This is a genomic window from Enhygromyxa salina (assembly GCF_000737335.2).
GTDB lineage: Bacteria > Myxococcota_A > Polyangia > Nannocystales > Nannocystaceae > Plesiocystis > Plesiocystis salina_C.
This window is the reverse complement of record NZ_JMCC02000108.1, coordinates 1-15,126: the sequence shown is the minus strand read 5'-3', so window position 1 is coordinate 15,126 and position 15,126 is coordinate 1. Positions and strand designations below refer to the sequence as shown.

The following is a 15,126-nucleotide window of genomic DNA, read 5'->3' as shown; positions in this document are numbered from 1 at the left end:
CACGACCGCTCACGTCGCATGGATTGGCAATCGCGTCGCCTTGTGGGTATGCATTCGAGCGTGCGAGGCGCGGGACACTCGAAGGTGTGGAGGCAAATAGGCAAGGGGCTGCTGGTGGCGTTGGTGTTGGTGCTGGGCTGTCGCGGGGGTCGCGGGGCTGGGCCGGCGGGCGACGCAGAGCAAGCCGGGGTCGAGGCGGGCGTGGGGGAGGGCGGGCTACACGAGGCGGGCGAGGGCGGGCAACAAGCCGAGACCGGGTCCGCGCAGCCCGACCGCGTGCCGCTGGCCGCGTACATGGCTACCTTCGATCGCGAGGCGCCCGCGCCCGCGCCCACGCTCGACGGCGCCGCGGCGGGCGAGTGCCCCAAGCAGCGCGATCGCGACCGCGACGTCGGCATCGTGATCTCGCCGCTGAAGCCGGCCAAGGGCGAAGAGCTGCGGATCATGGCCGCGACCCTGGATGGTGAGGAGCCGCTCGCGCTGCGGGTCGAGCTCGACCGGCGCGGCGGCGGTCCAGTCGAGACCGCGCAGGTCCAGCGCGCGGGCGTACCGGCGGCCACGGTGGCCCGGTTCACGCCGCGCGAGGGCGGGCGCTACCAGGTCATTGTTGGCCGCGACGGCGAGGGTCTTCGCTGCGCCTCGTTCACCGTCCGCGAGTACCACTTCAAGGACGAGAGCGTCGTCGATCTATCAAAGGTCTGGGCCAACCAGCGCAGCTGGAACGCGGCCGAAGAGGCGCTGTTCAGCGCGTGGGTCCGCGAGCTGTTCAGCGGGCCTGCGGATCAGGATCTCGCCTGGAAGGCGCTGTCCGAGGTCACCTCCGATCCCACCCGCAACCTCTTGCACGATCATTTTGGCCGCGAGGAAGACCACGCGAGCCGCGGGTTCGAGCTGGTCCCCGACTGCGCCGACACGCCCTACTTTCTGCGCGCGTACTGGGCGTTCAAGCGCGGGCTCCCGTTTGGGTTTCGCAAGTGCTCGCGCGGCAAGAAGAGCGCGCCGAGCTGCTTTGATCTACGCACCAACTTGGATCCGCCAGATCGCCGGCCGCACTGGATCGATCCGCCTCGGGCTGAGGCTGAGGCTGGGGCCGGGCCAGGAGCGGCTCCGGGGCCAGGAGCGGCTCCGGGGCCAGGCGCGGTCGCCGATCCGGTCGCGGTGGTGCCCCCCGTGGAGCTCCCAGACAACGCCGCCGTCCCCAGCCACAACGACAAGATCGAGTATTTTTTCCAGCGCTCGATCGGCTGGAGCGTGCACACGGGCAACGGTCGCTGCGCGTTCGGAGACTCGAACAGCGACCTGTATCCGGTCGCGCTGGATCGTCGCGGCCTGCGGCCCGGCATCGTCTACGCCGATCCTTATGGCCACATCTTGGTGCTCGCCGAGCTGGTCGCTCCGCGCGGCAGCGCGCCCGGGATCTTGTTCGCGATCGACGGCCAGCCCGACGGCTCGATCACGCGCAAGCGGTTCTGGGAGGGCAACTTCTTGTGGAACCAGGCGGATCCGAGCCTTGGCGGGAGCGGGTTCAAGGCGTTTCGGCCGATCATGAACTCGGGCACCGGGGACGTGGAGGTGTTCACCCAGATGAACGACGAGACCCTGGCCGCGCTGCAGGACTACGGGGACGTCTCGGACATGCAGCGGGAGCTGTCGCCCACGCAGTTCTACGATCTGATGGAGCGGCTGATCACGCCGGGCGAGCGCAGCCCGTTCGCGGCCCAGGCCGAGCTCGTCGCCGCGCTGGCCGAGGCCGTGCGCGTGCGGGTGACGTCTGTGAAAAATGGCGTCGAGTACCACGCGACCCGCGCCGACGAGGTGATCGAGATGCCCTGGGGGCACAGCGTGTTCGAGACCTCGGGCGCGTGGGAGAACTTCTCGACACCAGCTCGAGATCTCCGCCTGCTGATCGCGATCGACGTGGTCGCGGGGTTCGCCGACAAGGTTCGTCGCAACCCCGCTGCGTTCGGGCTCGACCCCGCGCGCGAACCCGAGCAGTTCGAGCTGACGATGAGCTACCTGGCCGAGCAGCGCGAGCTGCTGCTCGCCGATCCTGCCCACGCGATCAGCTACGAGCGGTCCGATGGGTCGAGCTGGAAGCTTGGTCTGGACCAAGTCGTGAGTCGGGCGGCGGCGTTCGAAGCCGCCTACAACCCGAACGACTGCCCGGAGCTGCGCTGGGGTGCCGCGGAGGGCAGCGACGAGCTCGCAACCTGTGACCGTCGGGCGCCCGAGGATCAGCAGATCAAGATGCGCTACTACCGGGAGTGGTTCGCCCAGCGGCGTCGGCCGGCCCGCGGCGACGAGGGCCCCGCGATCCCCGAGCTCGCCGAGCAACAAGCCGCGCTGTAGAGGCCTGCGCGGTGCCCGAACCCAACCTCTGCGCGTCCGATTCGGTCCGACGATCAGTTTCGCCCAACCACCGCGCGCGGCCGGCCGCCGAGTCGGCGAACTCGTGTGCGATCGGTGTTGCAGATGACGGATCGCGGAGCTGGGTTCTAGTGTAAACTGCGGCCATGTCGACGATTCAGGGCGCCGGCGATCCGAGCGACCGCCGCGATAATCAGCGCTTCGATGTCGTCGTGGTCGTCCGGATTTTCATCGGCGACAAGGTCGAGGATTGGCCGAGCGAGGACATCAGCGCGGGCGGCATGCGTCTGCGTGTCGAGGGTGAGCCACCCAAGCTTGGCTCGCGTCTCAAGGTCAGCTTCAAGCTGCCGTTGCTCGCGGCGCCGATCGAGGCCGAAGGTGAGGTCCGCTGGGTCGATCGTGGCACGCCAACGGTGCTTGGCATCCAGTTCAGCACCGGCTTGCGTGCACGCGAAGTCTGGGCGATCAACCGCCTGCACACGAGGCGGTGAAGCGACAGCGAGTCACATCGGCAGCCGTGATGTTCAGGAACATCACGGTTGCAACACTGAGCTTGGCGATCTGCTTCGTCGGGCCGGGCGTCGTTGCTCGCGCGGCACCAGCGACGACGGAGATCGTCGAAGGGCCCGCGCTGCCTGGTGTCGAGGATGAACCTGGGGAAGATCCCCTGCCCGACGTTGGCCCCGCGGACCCAAAGCCCGAGCCAAAGCCCGAGCCCGCTCCCGAGCCGGCGTCAACCGCTGACTCACCCAAGCCAGTCGAGCCGCCGCCGCCGAGCATGCAGCAGGCGATCGTGGTCCGGGTCGCCGTTGGCCTCTCGCAGGAGCTCGACGGCGGCAAGACAGACAAGACCTTGCTCGATCAGCTCGAGGCCTCGGTCGCCGCGTCGCCGCACCCAAGCGCGGACGTCCGGCGCTTGCGGGTTGGCTCGGCCGCCGCCAAAGAGATCTGTCGGGAGGGCCGCGACGACCTGGTGATCACGATCGGCTACGTGCCCGATCGCAGCGAGCCCGTGCTGTTCACCCGCGACTGCTTGATCGAAGAGGAGCTGGGGATCCGATCGACCGCCGCCGCCGCTGATCCAGACCTACTTGGGGTGCTGTGGGCCGAGCACAACGACCGGATCGCCAGCGGCGCGCGTGAGCGTCGGCGGGTTCGGGTGTCGCCCAAGGTCCGGACCGGCTTGATCGCCGGCGCTGCCGTGGCCGTGATCGGGGTCGCGGTGGGGTTGCTGATCGCAGGTGCCGTGCGAAAAGACACCGTGGTCTTGGTCATCACGCCTGCCAACTGACCCGAGGGGCCCCGCTCAATTCGGCTTTTGATCGCGGAGCTGGGCGAGCAGCTCGGGCGCGAGGCCGCGGATGTAGACGTCGTGCTTCGAGTAGGGGATCTCGATGCCCGCGGCGTTGAGCGCCTTGTAGACCCGCCCCGTCAAGTCGTCGACGACCCGCTCGCGGTACTGCGGCTCCTGGATCCACACATACAGCTCGAACTCGAGGCCCGAGTCGCCGAGCTTGTTGAACTTGGTGTTGGGGGCGGGCTTGTCGAGCAGGTGCGCGGCGCCAACGGTAGACCCGATCAGCACCTCGCGGACCCGATCGATGTCGCTGCCGTAGGCAACCGAGAGGCTGATGCGGACCCGCTGCCGCATGTAGGCGCCGCCGGTCTCGTTGAGCAGCTGCGCGTTGCCGATGACCGCGTTGGGCACGGTGATCTCGACGTCATCGGGGGTCAGGATCCGCGTCGAGCGGATCCCGATGTGGGTGACCTCGCCGCGCAATTGGTTGTCGAGCACGATCCAGTCTTTGACCTTATAGGGGCCGTCCGCGAGGATGAAGATGCCCGAGAACAAGTTGGCGAGGGTGTCCTTGGCCGCGAAGCCAAACGCGACGCCCAAGATCCCGGCCGAGGCCATCCACGCGGTGAGATCGATGTGCCAGGCCAGGCACATGAAGTACAGCGCGGTGCCGACCACCATGATCCGCATCATGATGTCGAACACCGGCAGCGTGCGGATCTGCAGCATCGAGCGCTGGCGCTCCTTGGCCGCGAACGCCGTGAGCAGCACGCTGCCGATCCGAGTCGACGCGACCGCCCAGATCAAGATCAGCAGGGTCTGCATTGACGACTGCAGCGGGCTCGCGAAGCGCTCGGGCATCGCCAGCACGTCGAGCGCCCAGTCGATGCCCCACAGCAGCACGGTCAGGAACACCGGTCGTCGGACGATCTCGACGATCTTGTCGTCGACGTCGGTCTTGGTCTTCGCGGCGGCCTTGGCCAGAGTCGCGCTGATCGCCAGCTCGACCAACCACGCGGCGATGATCGAACCGACGATGATCCCCGCAGCCTGAACCAATGGGTCGTCGAGGAGCTCGAGGAGACTCTCCATGGAGCGGCGATTGGAACCGGGACGGCGCCGCGATGCAAGGGTAGGCTGGGCCTCGCCCCGCATTGATACAGGGACCAGGGCTCGATCTGACGCGGGTGGGGTCAGCGCCGCCGCATTGAAACAGGGCGGTGCTACCCTCGTAGTTCACGCCGACCTTGCGCAGCCCGATTGCGTGAGCAGGTTCCTCGACCATGGCCCGGCACCCCCTCGATCCCCCCTCACAGCTTCGCGGCGTCCGCGGGGGTCCGCGTCGTTGGTGGAGCCGGCTCGCGGTTGGGTTGTTCGCCCCCTTGCTCGCGTTGCTCCTGTCGTTTGCCGCACCCAGCCAGGCGTGGGCCGAGCATGGCCAGCCGATCAGCTGGTCGCTCGAGGACGCCAGTCAGAGCCTGCATGTTGGGCGCGCCGTGATCCGCCACGAGCCGGGGCTCGACGCCGTCGCGTTCGACCTGGCCCAGCAGCTCCCTGGGTGGTGGTCGGAGATCGAAGAGTCGCTGGGTCGCGACCTAGATGACAGCCTGACGATCCACTTGGTCAACCACGCTGGCATGGTCGCCCGCGCGACCGGGATGCCGGTGTGGGTGTCCGGGGTCGCCCACCCGCCGCGTGGTGAGATTGCGATCTCGATGCACGATCCCGACGGCTCGCGCAGCGATCTCGAGACCCTGCTGCGCCACGAGCTGGTCCACGTCGCGCTGTTTCGGGCGACCGCGGGCGCCGAGCTGCCGCGCTGGTTCCACGAGGGCGTCGCCGAGAGCCTGGCCAACGAAGTCAGCTTGATGCGGGCAGAGAGCTTGGCCGGCGCGGTGTTTGGCGGCGGGGTCCCGGGCCTGGATCGGATCGAGGCGGAGTTTCACGGTGACGCTCGCCAGGCCTCGGTCGCGTACGCGGCGGCCCGCGACTTCGTGACCTGGCTGCGCTACCACGACGCCGAGGAGGCCCACTTTCGCCAGCTGCTCAGCCAGCTGCACAACGGGCGCCGCTTCGAGCAGTCGTTCAAAGATGCGTACGGCGTGACCTTGGTCGAGCTCGACACCGACTGGCGCGCTGGGCTGTTGGGCCGGTTCGTATGGTTTCCGTTGATCGGCTCGGGCAGCCTGCCGTTCTTGCTCGTGGGTCCGGTCGTCGTGGTCGCTTGGGTTCGAAGGCGGCGGCGCCTCGCTCGGGATTGGGCCCGACTCGACGCCGAGGACGCGGCCGAGCGCGCCGCTCGAGTCGAGCAGCTGGCGGCGGCGGGCGCCTGGTAGCTCAGACCACGAGCTTGCGCGCGCCGGCTTGGGCGTTGGACCGGACCCCACGCAGCCGCCGGCAAAGCTCGCGGTGAACGTGCAGCGAGACCCCGCCGACCAGGTTGCGGAGGTGGAGCGGGACCAGCACCAGGAGCCCGTGTCCGGCCGCGTAGCTGGGGTTTTGGGTCATGAACAGGCGCGTCATCGGGTCATCGCGTCGCGCCCACGAGTCGCGTTCGGCCTGGGTCTCGCGCGTGATCCACCCAACGTTGCGCACCCCCTGACGCCCAGCTTCGGCGGGCTCGAGCCCAAACTCATCGGCGAGGCGGGCCATCACCGCGTGGATCTCTGGATCCGTTGGCTCGTCCCAGTGCGGGTAGATCTGCGGCGCGACGTGGGCAAGCGCCACGTAGGCCGAGGGGTGCACGAAGCAGCCAAGGAACGCCTTGCGCGCTCGCGGGTGGCGTAGACACGCCCGCAGGATCTCGGAGATCAACAAATTGCCGTTGGCGCGCCTGCGATACGCCGGCAGCTTGCCGGTCTCGCCTCGCACGACCACCCATCGCTCCCCCGCGATGATCCGCGCGAAGGTGTGCACCGCCAGGTATCCAACGAGCCGGTCGCCAGCGCGAAAGATCTGAATCCGCGTTCGATCCGCTGGGGAGTTGACCACATGGTCAGCAAACGCCCGCTTCGACACGCCATCGAACATTTTCGTGTGGGTGGCATGCAGCTCGTCAATGAGCCGCAGCTTGGCCGCAGGTGTGAGGGCGTCAGGGTTGATCGTGGTGTTGCGAAGGGTCGTGGACATGGTCTAGCTCCAGCCTGGGCGGCTCGAGCAGTCAGTCAGACCGGGTCCCGAAACGATCAAGAAAACCGTAGCAACACCCCAGGAACGACGCCCAACGGGGTCTTTCTTCGATGGCCCAGCGTCGCGTCCATCGTCCAAGGATGTCGGCGCTAGCCTGGCAGCCCGTCGCCAATGACGATCGTCAGCTTGCGGTCCTGGCCGTCGCGCCGCAGCGCGAGCACGAGCTCGGTGGCCTCGCGCAGCTTGGAGTAGGCCGTCAGGGCGTCGTCGGGGCTGTTCAGTGGATGACCGTTGATCGCGGTGATCAGATCACCATTGCGCAGGCCAAGCAGCGAGGGGAAGCTGCTGCTTCGGATCCCGTAGACCTTGAACCCAAGCGGCTGGCCGTCGCTGTGACTGGGGACGATCCGCATCTGGCGCGCCAGCAGTTCAGGGCGAGAGAGCAGCTCGTCGAGCGCAGCTCGGTCGAGCTCGCAGCGACCGAGATCCTCGTCATCGGCTTCGCTTGGTGTGCAGCGCACCGCCTCGCTGAGGTCCAGCGTGGGCTCGGCGGTGGCGTCGGTCTCGCGGTCTGTGGTGGCTTGCACGAGCTCGCTTGGGTTGCGCTCCGCGACCTGCTTTACGCCCGGATCGGCGCTCTTCCAGCTCGCGCCTGCACGGATCTCGAGCTTCAGCACCCGGACCTCGGTCCCGCGCAGGTAGGTGATCTCGACCGCCCGCGGGCGGGCCTCCCACTGGCTGCGAAGCTCGTGCTCGCGCGCGCTGATCGGCTGACCATCGACGCTTGTCAGCACGTCGCCATCGCGCAGGCCCAGCAGCCACAGCGGCCCGCGCTCGGCTACGCCCGAGAGCCGATAGCCCTGGCTCTGGACCAGCTGAAGGCTCGCCGGCCCGGTTCCGCGGATCAGCGGCTCGAACGCGAGGCGGACCACGATCGCGTCAGCGATGACCCGTTCGCCGTCGACCTCGACGGACTCGCCGAGGAGCTCGGCGAGCAGGGGATCGTTGGTTGGTGCGGTGGCGGGGCCGGCGGGGTCGGCCGTTGGCGCTGGCACGTCGCCACCACAGCCCAGACCGAACCCCGCAACCAAGCCCAGAGCCGTCATGAACACAAAGGTTGATTGTCGCGCCCGGCTTCGCATTGCGAACACCCTACTGTGAGGGTGCACGGCGAGCGAGCCCCAAATCCGTCGGGATTTTGCTGGACCCGTGCGGCACGAGCTTGGCCGGGCGATGCACCCCGCCTTTGATCGTACTCGTCAGGACAGTCGGCACATCGTTTCATGTCCCACGCTGGCTCGCCACTGTCCGATCGTACTGTCTCCGAACCGTCCAACTACCGTCGACTACCGTCCGACGATCCGCCATCAAATGCTGGATCACAACCGCGCAGATTGTCGCTTGTGAATCGCAAGTTGACGCGGGCTAGCTATGGCCAGCGGGTGTGAGGGAGTTCTACCATTGAGATCCAATGACGGATGGTATCCCCGAAGACTGGTTGCGCGCGCTGCAGGCGACTGGGCTGTCGCTCGACGCAGATCCGAGCGAGCTCGCGCTGCTGGCCAGTGAATTTCGCGAAGTTCAGCTCGCCCCCGGTGAGCTGCTCGTCAAGCAAGGTGACGCGGGCGGCAGCCTGTTCGTGGTCGTCGACGGGACCTTGGCCGTCACGGTGACCGAACCCAACGGCGACGTGGTCGAGGTCCCCTCGCTCGGCCCGGGGAGCTTGGTCGGGCAGATCTCGCTGGTGCTCGGCGGCGAGCGGACCGCGACCGTTCGGGCGCTCACGCCCACGCGGGCGCTCGAGCTCGATCGGCCCAGCTGCATCGCGCTCGTTGAACGTCACCCGCAGCTCATGAAGCCGCTCACCCAGAAGCTGCGCGAGGACCTGCGCCGCAGCCGGATCGTCGGCATGCTCAAGAGCATCTTCGGCGAGTTCGATGCGGACGGGCTGCGCGAGCTCGAAGACAGCCTCGAGTGGGTCCACGTCGAGAGCGGGCAGGTTTTGTTCAACCACGGCGACGAGGCCGACGGGGCCTACATCGTCGTGGTCGGCAACGTGCGGGTGGTCGCCCCTGCTGGCGACGGCAGCGAGCGCGTGCTCGATGACGTCGGGCCGGCGGAGTGGATCGGCGAGATGGCGTTGCTGTCGGGGGGCCCGCGGACCGCCACGGTCTACGCCCTGCGCGACACCGAGCTGGTCTACCTCGCCCGCGACGCCTTCACGCGCCTGGCGATCACCGATCCCGAGGCCATGTTCTACATCGCGCGGCTGCTGGCCGCGCGGCTGCAGGGCATGCTGGAGCCGCGGAGCATGACCTTCGCCAAGAGCCGCGCGTTCGCGATCGTGCCGCTGGGTCCCACGGTCGACATCGCGGCGTTCGTCGATCAGTTCGAAGCCGGGCTGGCGCGGCATGGCTCGGTTCGGCGGCTGAGCTCGGACCTCATTGACGCCGAGTTCGGCACCGAGGGCGCCACGAATGGCGGGGTGGGGGGGCTGGCCCACGAAGCCCACGATCATCCCGCGCAGCTGCTGCTTGGGCCGTGGCTGGCCCAGCAAGAGGATCTGCACGATCATCTGATCTACGCGTGCGACCCAACCTGGAGCGGCTGGAGCGAGCGAGCGATCCGCCACGCGAGCCACATCGTGCTCGTCGCCGACGCCCGCGCGCACGAAGCCCTTGGCCCAAACGAGCGGAAAGTGGTCGAGCAATTTGCGGGAGGACGCGCGCCGCAGGTCAGCTTGGTGTTGCTGCAACAGCGCGGGCGCACGACCTTCCCAGGCACCAAGCGCTGGCTCGACGGCCGCCCCCACGTGGATCAGCACCATCACGTCCGCCGGGGAGATCGCGGCGACGTCGAGCGCGTGGTTCGGCACCTGACCGGTCGGGCGATCTCGCTGGTGCTCGGTGGCGGCGGGTCGCGGGGGTACGCCCACGTCGGCGTGCTGCGGGTGTTCGAAGAGCTGGGGATCCCAATCGACGCGGCCTGCGGCGCGAGCATCGGCGCGATCGTGGGCGGGTCGCTGGCGCTGGGGCTGCAGTCCACGGAGCTGCTGCGGGTGCTTCGGCCAGTGTTCGACAACCTCATTGATCCAACCTTGCCGCTGGTCTCGCTGGCGGCCGGCAAGAACGCGGTGCGCGGGACCGCTGGTGTGGTCGGTGATCTCGACATCGAAGATCTGCTGATCCCGTACTTTGCGATCTCGACCAACCTCACGCGCAGCGCCGAGGTCGTGCATCGCCGGGGGCCGCTCGCGTTCGCGGCCCGAGCCAGCGGCTCGCTGCCCGGGGTGTTTCCGCCGGTGCCGTGGACCAACGGCGACCTGCTGGTCGACGGCGGCGTGATCAACAATTTGCCGATCGATCGAATGGCAGAACTGCACCCCGGAGCGGTGGTCGCCGTCGACGTGATGCCAGACGTCGATCTCGTCGCGGGCGAGCAACTTCCAATGAGCCTGTCCGGCTGGGAGGTCGCGCGGCGGCTGATCAGCCCCCGGCGCGAGTCAATCCAGATGCCCAACATCATCAGCATCTTGATGCGCAGCGCCAACGCGGCCAGCCACTCCACCCACCGGGCCCAGGCGACCGCGGCCCGGGCCTCGCTGCTGCTCGAGCCCGAGGTCGCGCACTGGAACATGCTCGACTTCAAGGCGGCGCCGGTGATCGCCGACCAGGGCTACGACGGGACCAAGGCCCAGATCACCCGCTGGTGGAGCGAGCACCGCGAGCGCCTGCTCGGACGTGAATCGAACAACTAGCCGGACCCGACATGCACGATCAACTTTCCACTTACCTTCAAGATCCGCTGCTGCGTCGGCTGTGGGACGACCTTCAGCGCGCGGGCCCGCTGCGGGCGATCCTCGTCGACATCACGCACGTCTGCAATCTGCGCTGCAAGGGCTGCTACTTCTTCGAGGACAACATGGACCGGTTCGAGTCGCCCAAGGACGAGGCGGTGTTCGACGCCTGGCTCGAGGGCGAGAAGGCGCGCGGGACCAATTTCGTGACCGTGGTCGGCGGCGAGCCAAGCCTGCAGCTGGCCCGGCTCAAGAAGATCCACGACAATTTTTGGATGACCGCCGTGACCAACGGGATCCGGCGGATCCCCCACGAAGGGTTTGAGACCATGCCGATTGGGCTGTCGGTGTGGGGCGACCACGAGACCGACACCTACCTGCGCGGCGGGGGCAAAGTTCGGGTGTTCGAGAAGGCGATGCGCAACTATCGCGATGATCCGCGCGCGATCTGGTACTACACGACGACGCCCGACAACGCGGGCGAGATAGAGAGCGTCGTCGGGCAATGCGTTGACAACGGTAATTTCGTGACCTTCAACTTTTACGGCGACATCTCCGGGTTGGGTGGGACCTACGATCACGACCGGGGCTTCGAGCAGGTTCGGCGCAACATCGACAAGATGATCAGCCGCTACCCGGAGCGGATCTTGATGTCGTCACATATCGCGGAGGTCGTCTCGACCGGGCGGCTGTTTGATCAGCGCTGGGGCTATGACGTGTGCTGCTCGATCACGCCCGACAACCCGATCAACGCGGAGCGGGTTGGCAACGGCAACCCCTACAACACCCACTTTCGGGCCTACAACCCGGATCTGGCCACGACCCGGCGCTGCTGCGTGGGCGACGAGCGCGATTGCAATAATTGCTACGACGTCTACGCGCACATCTCGTGGATCATGATGAACCTGCAACGACACTTGGGGTCGCGCGAGGACTTCAGCAATTGGCTCACGACCATGTACATGTTTTATCTGGGCAATCGCATCGTTGGGTTTGACGAGGGGGTCGCGCTGCTGCCCGAGATTCACGCGCGCGCGGGTCACCTGCGCGATCGCCCGCTGGCCGGGCTGGCTGGGGGGCGCGCTGCGGGGCAATTGGCGGGCGCGAGCTTGCAGCACCTCGTCGAGGACGTGCTCTAGGCTGGGAGATCTCTGGTGGTGCACACGCGCGAGTCTGAGTGGTTGACGCTGGTGGATGTTGCTCGCGATCGCGCGGGTGATCAGCCTGCGCTGGGTGTCTATACCTTTCTAGAGGACGGCGAGACCGACGCGCGCACGCTGAGCGCGGCCGCGCTCGATCTTCGCGCCCGGGCGGTGGCGGCCGAGCTGCAGCGTGTGCTCGAGCCGGGGGCGCGGGCGCTGTTGCTGTATCCGCCGGGGCTCGACTATGTGATCGCGTTCTTTGCCTGTCTGTACGCAGGGGTGATCGCGGTTCCTGCCTATCCGCCGGATCCGCGAGCGCTGGCCCGGACGCTGCCGCGTCTCTCGTCGATCCTCGCCGACTGTGACGCGGGCGCGGTGCTGACCTTGGGCGCGCTCGCGGGGCCAAGCGCGGGGTTGCTGCGCGGCGCGGTTCCGCTGACGTGGGTGGCGACCGACGAGGTCGCCGACGCGCGCGCGGGTGACTGGCGTCCGCCCAAGCTGCAGGCGAGTGACATCGCGTTCTTGCAGTACACCTCGGGCTCAACCGCCACGCCCAAGGGGGTGATGCTCTCGCACGCCAACTTGCTGGCAAACTCGGCCCGGATCCGGGCGTGCTTTGGTCACTCGCCGGCCAGCCAGGGCGTGATCTGGTTGCCGCCCTATCACGACATGGGGCTGATCGGCGGGATCATTCAGCCGCTCTACGCCGGCTTCCCCGTCACCTTGATGTCGCCGCTGCACTTCCTGCAACGCCCGCTGCGGTGGCTGCAGGCGATCTCGCGCTATCGGGCAACTACCAGCGGCGGGCCCAATTTTGCGTATGACCTGTGCGTGCGCAAGACCAGCGCCGAGCAGCGCCAGGCGCTGAACTTGAGCAGCTGGGACCTGGCGTTCAATGGCGCCGAGCCGATCCGAACCCAGACGCTTGGCCGGTTCTCGGACGCGTTCGCGCCCAGCGGGTTTCGGCCGTCGGCGTTCTACCCCTGCTACGGGCTGGCCGAGGCCACGCTGATCGTCTCGGGCGGCGACAAGCGCGAGCAGGCGATCACTGGTTCAACCGAGCAGGAGCTGGTCTCGTGTGGGCGCGCGCTGCCTGGGCACGAGCTGGTGATCGTCGAGCCGCAGACCCGGCGTCGCTGCGAGCCGGGCGAGGTCGGCGAGATCTGGGTCGCGGGCCCAAGCGTGGCGGCGGGCTACTGGGGTCGTGAGCAAGACACCGCGCAGACCTTTGGGGCCACGATCCTCGGTCACGAGCGGCCGTACCTGCGCACGGGTGACCTTGGCTCGCTCGACGATCGCGGCGAGCTGTTCGTGACGGGGCGCCACAAGGATCTGATCATCATTCGCGGGCGAAATCTGTACCCGCAGGATCTCGAGGCGACGATCGAGCGCTGCGATCGTGGGCTGCGACCTGGGTGCGGGGCCGCGTTCACCCTGCCAGAAGGAGCCGTTGGGGCTGCAGACGAGGCGCTGGCCGTAGTCTACGAATTCGAGGCTCGCCAGAGCGAGCGGGCGGCCGCGCAGGTGATCGAGGTGATCCGCGGCGCGCTGTTGGACGCGCACGGTGTCGCGCCGCGCTCGGTCGTGTTGATCGAGCCGCGCACGGTGCCCAAGACCTCGAGCGGCAAGATCCAGCGCTTCGCCTGTCGGGCGGCGCACGATCAGCTGCGCGCCAGCGCGATCGCCAGCTGGTCGGCCGAGATCGTCGAGCCCACGCACGAGCGTCGGCGCGCGCACGAGCTGCGCGGGTGGTTGATCGAGCAGGTCGCGGAGCGGCTGGGGACCACGGTGGATCGGGTTGATCCCGCGCGGCCGCTCGCCGAGCTTGGGCTCGACTCGGCCGAGGCGGTCGGGCTCTCGGGCGAGCTCGAGGCGCGGCTGGGTCGCCGGCTCGCGCCCACGTTGATCTACGAGCACCCGAGCATCGATCGGCTGGCCGCGCACCTGAGCGGCGCTGGGCCAACGCAGGCGGAGGCGGGGGTGGTCGCGGCTGACGGTCGGTCCGAAGCAGGGCGCGAGCCGATCGCCATTGTTGGGATCGGCTGCCGGTTCCCGAGCGCCGATGGGCCCGAGGCGTTCTGGCAGCTGCTGCGTGAGGGCGTTGACGCGATCACCGAGGTCAGCCCCGCCCGTGAGCGCCTGTGCGGCCAGTTCAAAGCGGCCGCGCGCCACGGGGGGTTCTTGGACGACGTCGCAGGGTTCGACGCCGCGTTGTTTGCGATCACCCCGCGCGAGGCCGCGGCCATGGATCCGCAGCAGCGCTTGCTGCTCGAGCAGACCTGGGCCGCGCTCGAGGACGCGGGTGTGCGCGCCGAGGATCTGCGCGGCTCGAACACCGGGGTGTTCGTGGGGATCTGCACCGGTGACTACGCGCGGGCCGAGGCGGCCGCCGACTCGCCCTACGGCGCGACTGGCAACGCGACCAGCATCGCCGCCAATCGCTTGTCATACGCGTTTGATCTGCGCGGACCCAGCTTGGCGATCGACAGCGCCTGCTCGTCTTCGTTGGTCGCCGTGCACCTCGCATGTCAGAGCCTGTGGTCGGGCGAGTCGCAGCGGGCGATCGCGGCGGGGGTCAATTTGGTGCTGGCGCCCGCGCTGAGCCACAACCTCGCGCGGGCGGGCTTCTTGGCCGGTGATGGGCGCTGTCGGGCGTTCGCGGCGGACGCTGGGGGCTACGTGCGCGGCGAGGGCTGCGGCGTGATCATGCTCGAGCCGCTGGCGCGCGCGCAGGCCAACGGTCGCCGCGTCTACGCGGTGATCCGGGGCAGCGCCGTCAACAGCGACGGGCGCAGCAACGGCCTGACCGCGCCCAGCGTGAGCGCGCAGGCGACCGTGCTCCGTGCCGCCCACCAAGACGCTGGGATCGCCGGTCACGAGCTTGGGTATGTCGAGGCCCACGGCACCGGCACCGTGCTTGGCGATCCGATCGAGGTCACCGCGTTGGCGCGGGCGCTGGGCTCACAGCCTGACCGCCCGGTGGATTGTGCGATCGGATCGGTCAAGACCAACATCGGCCACCTCGAGGGCGCGGCCGGGATCGCGGGGCTCATCAAGACCGCGCTGGCGCTGCACCACGAGGAGCTGCCGCCCAGCCTTCACGCCGATCCGCCCAACCCCCACATCGACTTTGACGCCGCCAGGGTTCGGCTCGCGCGGGTGCGGGAGGCTTGGCCGCGCACGGACGCGGCCCGGCTGGCCGGCGTCAGCTCGTTTGGGTTCGGGGGCACGAACGCCCACGTGGTGCTCGAGCAGGCGCCGCAGGCCGAGCCCACGCGCGCGTCCAAGGTTGCGACCGTGGATGGCCCGGTGTTGTTGGCGATCTCCGCCCACACGGACGCGGCGCTGCGCGAGCTGGCGGGCGGCTACGCGGCGCTGCTCGAGCGCTCGCCCGC

At 68.4% G+C, this 15,126-nt stretch carries 10 protein-coding genes; 7 read left to right on the top strand and 3 right to left on the bottom strand.

What is annotated here, in order from left to right:
- Window positions 1-60 precede the first annotated feature (60 nt).
- The 3 genes from DB30_RS32645 (at window position 61) to DB30_RS32635 (ending at window position 3,658) form a co-directional block, all read left to right on the top strand.
- The gene (locus DB30_RS32645) at window positions 61-2,349 is read left to right on the top strand and encodes a hypothetical protein (RefSeq protein ID WP_146661655.1); all 2,289 of its coding nucleotides are present in this window, start codon (window positions 61-63) and stop codon (window positions 2,347-2,349) included.
- 164 nt (window positions 2,350-2,513) lie between these two features.
- Entirely contained in the window at window positions 2,514-2,858 is a 345-nt protein-coding gene (locus DB30_RS32640; RefSeq protein ID WP_052556454.1) for a PilZ domain-containing protein, read from the top strand.
- Between the two features lie 26 nt (window positions 2,859-2,884).
- The gene (locus tag DB30_RS32635; RefSeq protein ID WP_146661653.1) at window positions 2,885-3,658 is read left to right on the top strand and encodes a hypothetical protein; all 774 of its coding nucleotides are present in this window, start codon (window positions 2,885-2,887) and stop codon (window positions 3,656-3,658) included.
- Between the two features lie 15 nt (window positions 3,659-3,673).
- Here DB30_RS32635 and DB30_RS32630 read toward each other — a convergent pair whose 3' ends face one another.
- The gene (locus tag DB30_RS32630; RefSeq protein WP_052556450.1) at window positions 3,674-4,756 is read right to left on the bottom strand and encodes a mechanosensitive ion channel family protein; all 1,083 of its coding nucleotides are present in this window, start codon (window positions 4,754-4,756) and stop codon (window positions 3,674-3,676) included.
- 191 nt (window positions 4,757-4,947) lie between these two features.
- Here DB30_RS32630 and DB30_RS32625 point away from each other — a divergent pair, with 191 nt between their 5' ends.
- On the top strand, window positions 4,948-6,000 hold the full coding sequence (locus tag DB30_RS32625; RefSeq protein WP_146661651.1) for a peptidase MA family metallohydrolase: 1,053 nt from the start codon (window positions 4,948-4,950) through the stop codon (window positions 5,998-6,000).
- 1 nt (window position 6,001) lies between these two features.
- Here DB30_RS32625 and DB30_RS32620 read toward each other — a convergent pair whose 3' ends face one another.
- Both DB30_RS32620 and DB30_RS32615 read right to left on the bottom strand, forming a co-directional pair.
- Window positions 6,002-6,793 carry a hypothetical protein gene (locus tag DB30_RS32620; RefSeq protein WP_052556445.1) on the bottom strand — a complete coding sequence of 264 codons (792 nt, stop codon included), beginning with the start codon at window positions 6,791-6,793 and terminating at the stop codon, window positions 6,002-6,004.
- A 149-nt stretch (window positions 6,794-6,942) separates the two neighbouring features.
- Window positions 6,943-7,899 carry a PDZ domain-containing protein gene (locus DB30_RS32615; protein WP_165704058.1) on the bottom strand — a complete coding sequence of 319 codons (957 nt, stop codon included), beginning with the start codon at window positions 7,897-7,899 and terminating at the stop codon, window positions 6,943-6,945.
- Between the two features lie 365 nt (window positions 7,900-8,264).
- Between DB30_RS32615 and DB30_RS42890 the strand changes: the two genes are divergently transcribed.
- From DB30_RS42890 to DB30_RS32600, 3 genes are all read left to right on the top strand, one after another.
- The gene (locus DB30_RS42890; RefSeq protein ID WP_052556440.1) at window positions 8,265-10,550 is read left to right on the top strand and encodes a cyclic nucleotide-binding and patatin-like phospholipase domain-containing protein; all 2,286 of its coding nucleotides are present in this window, start codon (window positions 8,265-8,267) and stop codon (window positions 10,548-10,550) included.
- 11 nt (window positions 10,551-10,561) lie between these two features.
- Window positions 10,562-11,728 carry a radical SAM family protein gene (locus DB30_RS43445; protein WP_052556438.1) on the top strand — a complete coding sequence of 389 codons (1,167 nt, stop codon included), beginning with the start codon at window positions 10,562-10,564 and terminating at the stop codon, window positions 11,726-11,728.
- A gap of 51 nt (window positions 11,729-11,779) precedes the next feature.
- Window positions 11,780-15,126: beta-ketoacyl synthase N-terminal-like domain-containing protein (locus DB30_RS32600; RefSeq protein WP_146661649.1), on the top strand; the 3,347-nt coding region annotated here is incomplete at its 3' end.

What these genes read in the sequence shown, in the direction of transcription:
- DB30_RS43445 (WP_052556438.1), top strand. Translation starts at nt 10,562, where the DNA reads ATGCACGATCAACTTTCCACTTACCTTCAAGATCCGCTGCTGCGTCGG.
- DB30_RS32625 (WP_146661651.1), top strand. Translation starts at nt 4,948, where the DNA reads ATGGCCCGGCACCCCCTCGATCCCCCCTCACAGCTTCGCGGCGTCCGC.
- DB30_RS32620 (WP_052556445.1), bottom strand. Translation starts at nt 6,793, where the DNA reads ATGTCCACGACCCTTCGCAACACCACGATCAACCCTGACGCCCTCACA.
- DB30_RS32630 (WP_052556450.1), bottom strand. Translation starts at nt 4,756, where the DNA reads ATGGAGAGTCTCCTCGAGCTCCTCGACGACCCATTGGTTCAGGCTGCG.
- DB30_RS32640 (WP_052556454.1), top strand. Translation starts at nt 2,514, where the DNA reads ATGTCGACGATTCAGGGCGCCGGCGATCCGAGCGACCGCCGCGATAAT.
- DB30_RS32615 (WP_165704058.1), bottom strand. Translation starts at nt 7,899, where the DNA reads ATGACGGCTCTGGGCTTGGTTGCGGGGTTCGGTCTGGGCTGTGGTGGC.
- DB30_RS42890 (WP_052556440.1), top strand. Translation starts at nt 8,265, where the DNA reads ATGACGGATGGTATCCCCGAAGACTGGTTGCGCGCGCTGCAGGCGACT.